This is a genomic window from Hydrogenophaga sp., assembly GCF_030651625.1.
In the GTDB taxonomy this organism is placed as follows: domain Bacteria; phylum Pseudomonadota; class Gammaproteobacteria; order Burkholderiales; family Burkholderiaceae_C; genus Hydrogenophaga.
On the sequence record NZ_JAUSCF010000006.1, the window covers coordinates 166,350 to 178,772 of the forward strand.

14 protein-coding genes are annotated in these 12,423 nt (G+C 62.1%); 8 read left to right on the forward strand and 6 right to left on the reverse strand.

The window, feature by feature from the left end:
* Positions 1-7: 7 nt before the first annotated feature.
* Positions 8-961 carry an allantoinase PuuE gene (puuE, locus tag Q7V46_RS02315; protein ID WP_304911881.1) on the reverse strand — a complete coding sequence of 318 codons (954 nt, stop codon included), beginning with the start codon at positions 959-961 and terminating at the stop codon, positions 8-10.
* Between the two features lie 352 nt (positions 962-1,313).
* Complete coding sequence (locus Q7V46_RS02320) at positions 1,314-1,979, reverse strand: GntR family transcriptional regulator (protein ID WP_304911882.1); 666 nt, start codon at positions 1,977-1,979, stop codon at positions 1,314-1,316.
* Between the two features lie 77 nt (positions 1,980-2,056).
* On the opposite strand from Q7V46_RS02320, the gene uraH reads away from it, so the two are divergent.
* Entirely contained in the window at positions 2,057-2,410 is a 354-nt protein-coding gene (uraH, locus tag Q7V46_RS02325; protein ID WP_304911883.1) for a hydroxyisourate hydrolase, read from the forward strand.
* A 55-nt stretch (positions 2,411-2,465) separates the two neighbouring features.
* Here the strand turns inward: uraH and Q7V46_RS02330 are convergent, their stop codons facing one another.
* Complete coding sequence (locus Q7V46_RS02330) at positions 2,466-3,017, reverse strand: hypothetical protein (RefSeq protein WP_370690261.1); 552 nt, start codon at positions 3,015-3,017, stop codon at positions 2,466-2,468.
* Positions 3,018-3,178: 161 nt separating this feature from the next.
* Between Q7V46_RS02330 and xdhC the strand changes: the two genes are divergently transcribed.
* Positions 3,179-4,006, forward strand: a complete 828-nt coding sequence (xdhC, locus tag Q7V46_RS02335) for a xanthine dehydrogenase accessory protein XdhC (RefSeq protein WP_304911884.1) — start codon at positions 3,179-3,181, stop codon at positions 4,004-4,006.
* 29 nt (positions 4,007-4,035) lie between these two features.
* On the opposite strand, the gene Q7V46_RS02340 is transcribed toward xdhC, so the two are convergent.
* Positions 4,036-5,385 (reverse strand): uracil-xanthine permease family protein, encoded by a 1,350-nt coding sequence (locus tag Q7V46_RS02340; protein WP_304911885.1) that lies wholly within the window; start codon positions 5,383-5,385, stop codon positions 4,036-4,038.
* Positions 5,386-5,574: 189 nt separating this feature from the next.
* Positions 5,575-5,766: a hypothetical protein gene (locus Q7V46_RS02345; RefSeq protein WP_304911886.1), complete on the reverse strand. Its 192-nt coding sequence runs from the start codon at positions 5,764-5,766 to the stop codon at positions 5,575-5,577.
* Here Q7V46_RS02345 and Q7V46_RS02350 point away from each other — a divergent pair.
* The 6 genes from Q7V46_RS02350 to Q7V46_RS02375 all read left to right on the forward strand — a co-directional run bounded on the left by Q7V46_RS02350 (position 5,765) and on the right by Q7V46_RS02375 (position 11,291).
* Positions 5,765-6,970 carry a urate hydroxylase PuuD gene (locus Q7V46_RS02350; RefSeq protein ID WP_304911887.1) on the forward strand — a complete coding sequence of 402 codons (1,206 nt, stop codon included), beginning with the start codon at positions 5,765-5,767 and terminating at the stop codon, positions 6,968-6,970. The genes Q7V46_RS02345 and Q7V46_RS02350 overlap by 2 nt on opposite strands.
* Before the next feature lie 165 nt (positions 6,971-7,135).
* On the forward strand, positions 7,136-8,242 hold the full coding sequence (locus Q7V46_RS02355; protein WP_304911888.1) for an S-(hydroxymethyl)glutathione dehydrogenase/class III alcohol dehydrogenase: 1,107 nt from the start codon (positions 7,136-7,138) through the stop codon (positions 8,240-8,242).
* A 130-nt stretch (positions 8,243-8,372) separates the two neighbouring features.
* Positions 8,373-9,242, forward strand: a complete 870-nt coding sequence (gene fghA / locus Q7V46_RS02360; RefSeq protein WP_304911889.1) for an S-formylglutathione hydrolase — start codon at positions 8,373-8,375, stop codon at positions 9,240-9,242.
* A 16-nt stretch (positions 9,243-9,258) separates the two neighbouring features.
* Positions 9,259-9,918: an HAD family hydrolase gene (locus Q7V46_RS02365; RefSeq protein ID WP_304911890.1), complete on the forward strand. Its 660-nt coding sequence runs from the start codon at positions 9,259-9,261 to the stop codon at positions 9,916-9,918.
* Between the two features lie 7 nt (positions 9,919-9,925).
* Complete coding sequence (locus Q7V46_RS02370) at positions 9,926-10,309, forward strand: Rieske 2Fe-2S domain-containing protein (RefSeq protein ID WP_304911891.1); 384 nt, start codon at positions 9,926-9,928, stop codon at positions 10,307-10,309.
* Between the two features lie 10 nt (positions 10,310-10,319).
* A complete protein-coding gene (locus Q7V46_RS02375; protein WP_304911892.1) occupies positions 10,320-11,291 on the forward strand; it encodes a S49 family peptidase in 972 nt (323 codons plus the stop codon).
* An 18-nt stretch (positions 11,292-11,309) separates the two neighbouring features.
* Here the strand turns inward: Q7V46_RS02375 and galE are convergent, their stop codons facing one another.
* Positions 11,310-12,353, reverse strand: coding sequence for a UDP-glucose 4-epimerase GalE (galE, locus tag Q7V46_RS02380; protein ID WP_304911893.1), 1,044 nt, complete (start codon positions 12,351-12,353; stop codon positions 11,310-11,312).
* Positions 12,354-12,423: the final 70 nt, after the last annotated feature.

A 12,423-nucleotide genomic window follows, 5' to 3' on the forward strand; every position in this document is an offset into this window, starting at 1 on the left:
GGGGTGCTCAGAGGGATGTCAGGGGATGCGTGGCCTTCCAGTGCCGGGCAAGGTCGATGCGACGCGCCACCCAGACCTTGTCGTGGGACTGGATGTACTCCAGAAAACGCTGCAGCGCGGTGATGCGACCGGGGCGACCGAGCAGGCGGCAGTGCATGCCGATGCTCATCATCTTGGGTCGGTCCATGCCGTTCGGGTCACCCTCGGCATACAGGGCATCGAAGCTGTCTTTCAGGTACTGGAAGAACGGGTCGGCGTGCGAATAGCCCTGGGGCAGCGCAAAGCGCATGTCGTTGCAGTCCAGCGTGTAAGGCACGATCAGTTGGTGCGTGTCGCTGCCGTCGGTCTTGCGCACCTTCATCCAGAACGGCAGGTCGTCGCCGTAGTAGTCGCTGTCGTATTCAAAGCCACCAAAATCGGCGACCAGACGGCGCGTGTTCGGGCTGTCGCGCCCGGTGTACCAGCCCAGCGGACGCTCGCCCGTGAGCCGGTGAATGATGTCCATCGCCTGGGCCATGTGCGCGCGCTCGGTGGCTTCATCCACGTTCTGGTAGTGGATCCACTTCAATCCATGGCAGGCGGTTTCGTGGCCGAGTTCGCGCAACGCGGCGGCGACGTCCGGGCAGCGTTGAAGTGCGGTGGCCACGCCGAACACCGTGAGGTGCAGGCCCCGTTGTTCAAACTCGCGGAGGATGCGCCACACCCCGGCGCGCGATCCGTATTCGTAGATGCCTTCCATGCTGATGTGCCGCGCAGGGTAAGCCGCCGGGTTGAACATCTCGGACAGAAACTGCTCCGACGCGTCGTCGCCGTGCAGCACGCTGTTCTCACCGCCTTCCTCAAAGTTCAGGACGAACTGCACAGCGATGCGCGCGCCATTCGGCCATCGCGCGTGCGGCACATCGCGGCCATAGCCGGCCAGGTCACGGGGGTAGGGCAGGGTGGTGTCGTAGAGTGTCATGGGCCTAAGCGAGAGATGTCTTGTCCAGAAACACCGTGGAGCCCGTTCCATCGGGCCACAGGCCCACCCTCATCATGGGCTTCACGGTCAAGACATGACGAGGAGCCGGGAAAGGTCCTCCGGAGCGCCGTACTTTCGTCCAGCGACACCCAGGATCCGGCTTCGCCGGTCCGAAGGTGTGCCCCCTGAGGGGGGATGCGGCTACACGCGGTGAGCAAGCGACAGGGGGGAGCCAGGTTCCGGAGCGCCGTGCCTTGGTCCAGCGACACCCAAGATCCGGCTTTGCCGGTCCGAAGGTGTGCCCCCTGAGGGGGGATGCGGCTACACGAAGTGAGCAAGCAACGGGGGGGAGTCATGAAAGGGCCATCGAGATGTCGTTGGCAGGGACTTTGCGATCAAAGGTCAGCGTTTCTTCCACGTGGATCAGGTGTTCGTTCATGAGTCGAACGGCCATCGCCTCGTCACGCGCCGCCAGCGCCTTGACGATTTCCGCGTGCTCTTCGCTCGAATGTTCGGCCGCGGTGTTGCTCTGGTACATGAGCGTGATCAGCGCACAGCGGGAAATCAGTTCGCGAAGCAGTTCTGCGAGCACCTGGTTGCCCATGAGTTCGGCCATGCGCACATGGAAGTCCCGCAGCAACTCCGTGCGGCCGGCCACGTCCTGGTTGCTGACGGCTTCTTTCTCTTCGGCGACGTGTTCGCGCAGTGCCTTGATCTTGGCCGGTGTAACCGACTGAACGAAGGCACGCGTCATTTCGGTTTCCAGCATGCGCCGCACCGCAAACACCTGCTTCGCCTCCGCCACCGATGGCGTGGCCACAAAGGCACCCCGTGCCGGCTCCAGGCGAATCAATCGGTTTTGCGACAGCTGAAACAGCGCCTGGCGCACCAGCGTGCGCGACACGCCGAAATGGTCGGCCAGCTTTTGCTCGGCCAGCTTGGTGCCCGGCTGCAGGCGATGTTCCACAATGGCCTTCGTCAGCGATGCGACGATGTGGTGTGTGCTGGAGATTTCCATCGCGGCATCATATCCGGAACAATGAAAAACTGTATACACTTTTGGTCGACTGCAGACCGCCAAGAAAGGACACGGGCATGGGCATGAGTACACACGTTCTGGACACCATGCATGGCTGCCCGGCCGCTGGCATGGCGGTGGCGCTCTACACCACCAACGGTGAGCAGGCGACGCTGGTCAAACGGTTCACGCTGAACGCAGATGGAAGGAACCCGGACGGCCCGCTGTACGACAACGCCAGCCTCAAGGTGGGAACCTACCGCCTTGTGTTCGATGTGCAGGGTTACTTTTCGCAGTGTGGCGTCCCACTGCCGGAGCCGCAGTTTCTGAACCGCGTGGCGATCGACTTCGGCGTGGCGCATGTCGATCAGCACTACCACGTGCCGCTGCTCGTGAGTCCCTGGAGCTACTCCACTTACCGGGGCAGCTGACGCTGCGCCCCCCTGCGCAGCAGGGGGGAAGACGCGTCAGCGGCGCAGGGGGGCTTTACCGATTCCGCTGGCCTTCGGTCAATGTGTCCAGCTGGAAGTGACCGCTGCGGTCCCAGAGCCAGACGTCCGTGTAGACGACACCGCCCAGCGAAACAGGCGCCGGGAAGGGTGCAGCCGAGTGCACGGTGCGTTCGATTTCACGCATCACGTCCGGAACGTGGCTCGGTGCACGCATCCAGTTCAGGTTGCGCACATTGCCCCGGTTGTCCACCTCCACCTGTAACACGCCCACCGCATGCAACAGCGGCGGCATCTTGCCCTTGAAGATGCGGTGCCCGTTGTGACCATACAGGTGGCTGGCGCCGTCCTTTCGGTATTCGAGGGGGGTGCGCGCATGGGAAATGATGGCCGGTGGGGGCAGCTCGACCACGGGTGGCGGAGCCGGCGGGGTGGGCAGGACAATGGGCTCGGGCGCAACTGGCTCCGGCAGCGGCGTTGCGCAGGCGGCCAGCAGTGCGGTGATGCCTGCGGCCATCCAGAGCCGCACGCCACGCAGGGGATCTGCCTGCTGGGTCGGTGTAAGAGGGTCAGGGACGTTGTCTCTCATGTTGGCGGCCTGTCGTTTGTTGGAGGGCCACAGCGGCTCAAAGAGGGCATATGGCTGCGCGAATGCAGTGTATGGTGGTTTCGAAATTCCGGTGCGCCTTGCATCGTCCGATACTCCACGCTGGTCGCTGCGTTAACGTTTTCACACAATTTTTTGCATCCATGCCACAGCGCTGCTCGGATTTGGACTGCCTTCTGGATCGGCTTCGTCGCGAGCCGGCGGTGCTGGTCACCGTTTCCCGGACCCGAGGTTCGGTTCCTCGCGAAGCGGGCGCATGGATGGCCGTATTTGCCGACTCGGTGTTGGGCACCATCGGAGGTGGTCATCTGGAATGGGATGCTGAGCGACAGGCGCGAGACCTTCTGAACAGCGGTGAAGGGCGGGTCCGCGAACACACGATGGTGCTCGGACCCAGCCTGGGTCAGTGCTGCGGCGGCGCCGTGGGCCTGCGAATGGAGCCGGTGGACCGGAGCCGCTTCACTGAACTGCAAAGCCGGTTGGCACCGCCGCTTTGGCCGGTGGCCCTGTTTGGCGGCGGACACGTGGGGCGCGCCATCGTGCAGGCCCTGCACCCCTTGCCTTTTGCCGTCACCTGGGTCGACAGCCGAGACGAGGTGTTCCCGGTCGATCTGCCAGTGTCTGTGCGAACCGAGCACTCCGAGCCGGTGCAGGCGGCGGTGCGCGAACTCGTGCCTGGCAGCCGGGTGTTGGTCATGAGTTTTTCCCACGCTGAAGACCTGGAAGTGGTGGCCGCCTGCCTGCATCGAATGCGCGAACGCAACGATCTGCCCTTCGTGGGGCTCATTGGCAGTCAAACCAAATGGGCCACTTTTTCAAACCGTTTGCGGCAGCGCGGTTTCGAGAGTGCTGATCTGGCGAGCATCACCTGTCCCATCGGTGTCCCCGGCGTCCATGGCAAACAACCTGCCGTGATCGCTGCGAGCGTGGTGGCCCAGTTGCTGATGGTTCGCACTGACGCAGTTCGATGAGCAGTGGTGACGCTCCATCGCGCAGTGCGTCAGTCAATCTGCTCAGGTAGCCACAAGTTGAGGGTGATGGAAATGGCTGCGGCGGGCAGAAGGCCACTGGTCATGATGATTTTCAATGTGTCGGGCAGATGCTGCAGCGCGTCTGGTGCCTGCTGCAGACCCAGCCCCACCGACAGCGACAGCGCCAAGATGATCATGCTGCGGCGGTTCCATTTCACCTCGGCCAACATGTTCAGACCCGCTGCGGCGACCATGCCGAACATGATGATGGCGCCGCCTCCCAGCACGGTGACCGGCATGCTGGCCACAATGGCACCGAGTTTGGGTACCAGTCCGCACAGGATCAGAAAAATCCCGCCCAGCGTCACCACGTGGCGGCTCATCACGCCTGTCATCGACACCAGCCCCACGTTCTGGCTGTAGCTGGTGTTGGGCAATGCACCAAACACACCGGCCAGTGCGGAGCCCAGGCCGTCGGCGAAGGTGGCACCCCGGATCTCTGTGTCGGTCGCCTGCCGACCGGCGCCCCCTTTTGCAATGCCTGAGACGTCTCCCACGGTTTCAATGGTGGAGACGATGGACATGAAACACATGCCGATGATGATGGTCCAGTTCAATTCCCAACCGAATCTGAAGGGCTGGGGCAAGGTGAACCAGGCGGCATCTGTCACGCCCGCAAATCCGACGTTGCCCAGCAGCGCGGCATACAGGTACCCGGCGACCAGACCGAGCAGCACGGCAGCCACCGAAAGCATCCCTCGCGTAAAGAATTTCAGCAACAGCGTGACGCCGATCACCACGAGGGCGGCCGACCAGTTTTCAAGACTGCCGTAGGCTGGCTGGCCCTTCAGTGCGGCACCACCCGCCGCGTATTCCACGCCCACCTTGATCAGGGCGAGTCCGATCATCAGAATGATCAGCCCTGTGACCAGCGGCGGAAAGGCGTGGCGGATTCGGCCAATGACGAACCCGATGCAGAAGTGGAAGATGCCTCCGATCACCACGCCTGTCATCAGTCCGGCCATCCCGGCCACACCTGCGCCGGCGACCGCCGGCACCATGATCGGGATAAACGCGAAGCTCGTGCCTTGCATCACCGGGAGCCGTGCGCCTATCGGCCCCATGCCCAAGGTCTGCAGCAAGGTGGCCACGCCAGCGAAAAGCATGGACATCTGGATGAGGTAGACGGCACTTGGGAAATCGGATGAGCTCGACCCGAACCCGAAACCTGCGGCGCTCGAGACAATGATGGCCGGCGTGACGTTGCTCACGAACATGGCCAGCACATGCTGAATGCCCAGTGGCACCGCCTTGGCCAGGGGTGGCGTGTGATCCGGATGCCGCAGTTGCTCCGGTGTGCCAAGAGAATGGTCGGCCACGCATGCCTCCATGAGGGGTTATCGGGGGCGTGGCCATAGCGTTCCATCACCCGTTTGCATCAGCAATATACGGAAAATGTGAAACCTTTGGCTGCGGTCTACCCGTTACGCAAGTGGTGCGTGCGATCTGTCACGAACATGGTGGGATGGCACGCGCCGTGCTTCGGCTTCCCATGCGCAGAGCGCCAGTCAGATCGTCAACGTGTCGATCTTCGTGTTCCAGTGTTCAAAATGTGTATACAATTTTTCTACAGGCCGCAGCGGCGCAGGACGTTCCATCCAACGTTCCCGGTTCGCGGCCTTCATCCGGTTCAGAGCGCCCGCAGTGGTGAACCGCAAACCATTGACGGTAGATACCGACCCGTCGATCTGAGGTGCCATGGAAACTTATTTGCTGGATTGGGCCAACCTGCTGCTGCGATGGGTCCACGTCATCGTGGCCATTGCATGGATTGGCTCATCGTTCTACTTCGTGTTTCTGGACAGCAGCCTCACCCCACCCGTGGATGAACAGCTGAAAAAGGAAGGCGTCAGCGGTGAGCTCTGGGCGGTGCATGGCGGGGGCTTCTATCACCCCGTCAAATTTGCGGTGGCGCCCCCCAAACTGCCGGAGCATTTGCACTGGTTCTACTGGGAGAGTTATTCCACCTGGCTGTCGGGTTTTGCGCTGTTCCTGGTGTCCTATCTCTGGAGTCCCAGCGTCTACCTGATTGACCCGAACGTTTTCGACTGGTCTCCCGCAGCCGCCATTGCCAGCGCGCTGGCGTTCTTGATTGTGTTCTGGCTGCTTTACGACGCCATCTGCCGCAAGCTCGGTGACAGGGACAACGGTGACGCCAAGGTTGGTGCGCTGGTGCTGGTGCTGGTGTGTGTGGCTGCGTGGCTGGCGACGCAGCTCTTCGCGGGCCGAGCGGCGTTCCTGCTGGTGGGCGCCATGATCGCCACGGCAATGAGTGCGAACGTGTTCTTCTGGATCATTCCGGGGCAGCGCACCGTGGTGGCAGACCTGAAGGCGGGCAGGCCGGTGGACCCGATCCATGGCAAGCGCGGCAAACAGCGCAGCGTGCACAACACCTACTTCACACTGCCGGTGCTGTTCGCCATGTTGAGCAACCACTACAGCTTCACTTATGCCCACGAACACAACTGGCTCGTGCTGATCGCCATGATGTTCGCGGGCGCCGCCATTCGCCAGTTCTTCGTGATGCGGCACGGCTACAAGCTGGGCCGCAATCGCCATCCATGGCCTTATGCCGCTGTGGGCGTGGTGGCACTGGTGGCGCTCATCGTCTGGCTCAGGCCTGCGCCCGCAGACACGGCGGAGGCCACCGCTGGCGCCGGACCCGTCAGCATGGCGCAGGTGCAGACCATCATGGATCAGCGCTGCGTGATGTGTCATGGGGCGGCGCTGCAGTCCAAGAACGTGCGGCTGGATTCGCCTGCGGCGATCCGGCAGCATGCCATGACGGTCTACCAGCAGGTTGTGGTGACCCGCCAGATGCCGATGAACAACGCCACAGGCATCACCGAAACCGAGCGTGCACAGATCGCACAGTGGTTCAAGGACGGCGCCAGGCTGGATTGACCTCACGCAGCGCTTCGCGTCAACCCCCAATGGGGCAGCAACAGCGGTCAGGCAATGTCAGTTCGTCGGCTTTGCGGGTTGTGATCATGCCGTTTTGCATGGGGGTTCCTGATCTGCGGTAACCTTTGAGACCCGGTTCACTCACCCTCAAAGCACCGAACGCCCATGAAGACCCAAGCAGCCGTCGCCTGGAAAGCAGGACAGCCCCTCACCATTGAAACAGTGGATCTGGAAGGGCCGAAGTTCGGTGAAGTGCTGGTCGAAATCAAGGCCACCGGCATCTGTCACACCGACTACTACACCCTCAGCGGTGCGGACCCCGAAGGCATCTTCCCGGCCATTCTCGGTCACGAAGGCGCGGGCATCGTGGTGGACGTGGGCCCTGGCGTGACCTCGCTCAAGAAGGGCGACCACGTGATTCCGCTCTACACACCGGAATGCCGCCAATGCAAGTTCTGCCTGAGCCGCAAAACCAATCTGTGCCAGCTCATTCGCGGCACCCAGGGCAAGGGCCTGATGCCCGACGCCACCAGCCGCTTCAGCATGGACGGCGAGCCCATCTTCCACTACATGGGCACCAGCACCTTCAGCAACTACACCGTGGCGCCCGAGATCTCGCTGGCCAAAATCCGTGAAGACGCCCCCTTTGACAAGGTCTGCTACATCGGCTGCGGCGTCACCACCGGTATCGGCGCGGTGATTTTCACCGCCAAAGTGGAGGCTGGCGCCAATGTGGCGGTGTTCGGCCTGGGCGGCATCGGGCTGAACGTGATCCAGGGTGCGAAGATGGTGGGCGCTGACAAGATCATCGGCATCGACCTCAATCCCGAGCGCGAAGCCATGGCCCGCAAGTTCGGCATGACGCATTTCATCAACCCCAAGACCGTGCCCAACCTGGTGGACGCTATTCAGCAGCTCACCGACGGCGGCGCTGACTACAGCTTCGAATGCATCGGCAACACCAAGGTCATGCGCGACGCTCTGGAATGCACCCACAAGGGCTGGGGTCGCAGCATCATCATCGGCGTGGCCGAAGCGGGGGCCGAGATCAGTACCCGTCCGTTCCAACTCGTCACCGGCCGCAAGTGGGAAGGCTCGGCTTTTGGCGGTGCGCGCGGCCGCACCGATGTACCCAAAATCGTGGACTGGTACATGGAGGGAAAGATCAACATCGATGATCTGATCACCCACAAGCTCAGGCTGGACCAGATCAATGAAGGCTTCGACCTGATGAAGCGCGGTGAATCCATCCGCTCGGTCGTCGAGTTTTAGCCGTTGGCCCACCCCTGCCGAGTTTTGCTCTCCTCCATCCAGGGTGCGGTGCAAGCGGCTCGGCTGAGCCGGCAGTGCTTCACCTCTGGATCCAGCACACTTCAGTTCCACCACCTCATCGGGGTATTTCATGTCTTCTTCATTTGATGGTCTTGAGTTGGTGAGCGAGCACGGCAGCTTTGGTGGTGCGCAGCGCTTCTACAAACACGCATCGGCTGAGATTGGATTGCCGATGCACTTTGCGCTGTACCTTCCGCCCCAGGCGCTGCTCGGCAAGACAGTGCCGGTGATCACCTTTCTCGCCGGACTGACTTGCACCGAAGAAACCTTCGCCATGAAGGCGGGTGCACAACGAACGGCAGCCGAACTGGGTCTGGCGCTGCTCATGCCCGACACCAGTCCGCGCAACACCGGCGTGGACAGCGAGGATCATCACTGGGATTTTGGTGTGGGTGCCGGCTTCTACCTGGACGCCACGCAGGCGCCCTGGTCTGGCCATTGGTGCATGGAAAGCTACCTGCTCAAGGAATTGCTGCCTCAGGTGGTGAACGAGTTCGGTTTGAACGCCGACCGCATGGGCTTGTTCGGTCACTCCATGGGTGGCCACGGCGCGCTCACACTGGCATTGCGGCATCCGGGCCGTTTTGCCAGTGTGTCCGCCTTCGCACCGATCTGCGCTCCCACCCAGTGCCCCTGGGGTCACAAAGCCTTCACGGGTTACCTGGGGCAGGACGAAAGCACCTGGGGTGCGCACGACGCCAGCGTGCTTATGGGGCAGCAAACCGCTGCGCCTTACCCAGGCGGTATCCTGATCGATCAGGGGTTGGCCGACAAATTTCTCGCCGAGCAGCTGCATCCGGAAGCCTTTGAAGCGGCCTGCGCCAAGGTGGGTCAGCCGCTCACACTGCGCCGCCACGCGGGGTACGACCACGGCTACTATTTCATCAGCAGCTTTGTCGACGACCACCTGCGCCACCACGCGCGCGGCTTGGTCATCTGAACAAGCCCCAATCTTCATGCCACAGCGTCAATTTGACCTCATCGCCTTCGACTGGGACGGCACCCTGTTCGACTCCACTGCCCTGATCACCCGCTGCATACAGGCCGCAGTTGCCGACGTCGGTGGCACCGTGCCCACGACCCGGGATGCCAGCTACGTGATTGGTATGGGGTTGATGCAGGCGCTTGCACATGCGGCGCCCGATGTGCCGCTCGAAAAGTACCCTCTGCTCGGCGAGCGCTACCGATTCCACTACACCCGGCATCAGCGCGACATCAGTTTGTTTGAAGGGGTTCTGCCCATGTTGGCCCACCTCAAGGAGCGGCACCATCTGCTGACGGTGGCCACCGGGAAAAGCAGAGGTGGATTGAACGAGGCCCTGCGCAGTGTGGAGCTTGTTGGGGTGTTCGACGGGTCGCGTACCGCCGATGAGACGGCTGGCAAACCCAGTCCCCTGATGCTCAATGAACTGATGAGTGAATTTGGTGTGACTCCCGAGCGCACGCTGATGATAGGAGACACCACCCACGATCTGCAGATGGCGCTCAATGCCGGCTGTGCCAGTGTGGGCGTGAGCTATGGCGCTCACGAGCCTGATGCGTTCCATGTTCTCCATCCGAGGCACGTGGCACATTCGGTTCAGGAACTGCGAGACTGGCTCGCCACCCACGCCTGAACGTGTCATGCACCAACATGATGGTGACGCCGCCCTCCATCCCCTGTGCAACAGCCGGGACCTGACGGACGGCGGCCAGGCGGTTCCTTTCGATGTGAACCACGCCGGGCAGACCTGCAGGGCATTCGCCATTCGGTTCCGGGGTCTCCCTCACGCCTACCTCAATCGTTGCGCACACGTCGCCATGGAGATGGACTGGCAGCCGAACCGCTTTTTTGACGACACCGGCCGTTGGCTGCTCTGCGCCACCCACGGAGCCGTCTACGAACCCGATACCGGTGCCTGCAAAGGGGGGCCATGCCGGGGTGGCCTGATCAAGATCGAATTGACGGAGCGCGATGGGGTTGTGCACTGGCGGTCACAATATCCGTTTTCCCCTGTCGAATTCTGAGCAATCCACCATGAACCAAGACCACACGGGCTTTGCCCACGAACCAGGTGCCGACCGCCGATGGGAGCGCGACACCATCGAAAAGCTTGTGTTCGCGACCTTGAAGGAACAACGCAGCGCACGCCGCTGGAAGCTGTTTTTTCGACTGCTGTGGCTGGTCCTGATTGCAGCGCTGATCTGGTGGGTCTACACCTCCGATTCGGTGGGCACGACCGCCAGCGCGCCGCACACCGCGCTGGTGGAAATCAAGGGAGAAATCGCCTCGGGTGCGGAGGCCAACGCGCAATCGGTCATGGCGTCTCTGAGGTCTGCCTTCGAGGACAAAGGTGCTCAAGCGGTGGTCTTGCTCATCAATTCGCCCGGAGGCAGCCCGGTACAGGCTGGCATCATCAACGATGAAATCACCCGCCTGCGTCAGCTCCACGACAAGCCGGTGTACGCCGTGGTGGAAGAAACCTGCGCTTCTGCGGCTTACTACATCGCCGCCGCAGCCGACAACATCTATGTGGACAAGGCCAGCCTGATTGGCAGCATCGGTGTGCTGATGAACGGCTTCGGTTTCACGGGTCTGATGGAGAAAATCGGCGTTGAGAGGCGTTTGTTGACCGCCGGCGAGAACAAGGCCATGCTGGATCCCTTCAGCCCGCAAGACGAAGAGCAACGGGCCTATATCCAGGCCATGCTGGGCCAGATTCACAACCAGTTCATCGAAGTGGTCAAGAAGGGGCGCGGCAGCCGCCTCAAGCAGGATGAAGACACTTTCAGTGGGCTGGTCTGGAGCGGTCAGCAATCCATCGAGCTGGGTCTGGCCGACGGGCTGGGCAGTCTGGACTACGTGGCCCGCGAGATCGTCAAGGCCGAGAACATCGTGGACTACACGCAGCGCGAGAACCTGGGGTTGCGACTGGCGAAACGCTTTGGCGCGAGCATCGGAGAGGGCATCTACCTCGCAGCAAGCTCGGCCGGGTTCCAGCTCAAGTAATCATTCACCGTCGGCCCTTCAGACATCGCCCGATCGGTAGCCGGTCGGGTTGGCGCTCTGCCAGCGCCAGGCGTCGGTGCACATGTCCTGCAAGGTGTGCCTGGCTTGCCAGCCCAGCAGTTCTTTGGCCATTGCTGGATTGGCAAAACATTCGGCCACGTCACCCGCGCGCCTGGGCACGATCTGGTAGGGCACGGGGCGGCCAGACGCTTTTTCGAACGCCCCCACCACCTCCAGTACGCTGCTGCCGGTGCCTGTCCCGAGGTTCACCGTGAAGCTTTGGCCATTTTCCAGCAGCTTTTGCAGTGCGGCCACGTGGCCGGCAGCCAGATCCTGGACATGGATGTAGTCGCGAACGCCGGTGCCGTCTCGCGTGGGGTAGTCGCCGCCGTAGACGTTGAGGTAGGGCCGTTGACCCACCGCGACCTGCGCCACATAGGGCATGAGATTGTTGGGTGTGCCATTGGGGTCCTCGCCGATCAGGCCGCTGGGGTGTGCACCCACCGGGTTGAAATAGCGCAGCACACCCATGCGCCAATGCGGCGCCGAACGTTGCAGCGCTTCCAGCATGTCCTCGATTACCAGCTTGGTGTGGCCATAGGTGTTGGTGTGGCTGCGCGGAAAATCCTCAGTGATGGGCACGGAAGCCGGGTCCCCGTACACCGTTGCGCTGCTGGAGAAAACGAGGGTGGGTGAGCCCTCCATGCCACCGTCAGCCGCCACCCGTGTCATCGCCTGCAGCAGGCTGATCGCACCGCCAATGTTGTTGTGGAAATATTTGAGCGGATTTGCGACGCTTTCACCCACTGCTTTGTCGCCTGCAAAATGCACCACCCCCCTGGGGCGATGGCGCATCAGAACTTGCTCCAGCCACGGGGTGTCGAGCACATCCCCGCGCTCCAGCACCACAGGCCGGCCGAGGATGCGGGCCAGCCTTTCCAGCACCACCGGGTTGCTGTTGGAAAAATTGTCCAGCACCACGGGTTCGTAACCGGCCTCGACCAATGCAATGCAAGTGTGGCTCCCGATGTACCCGGCGCCCCCGGTGAGAAGTATTTTCATGGTGTGTCCGTTTTGCAGAGGCACGGCGCCTCTCACTGAGCGTGGAGCATGTGCACGGACGGTCCTGTGG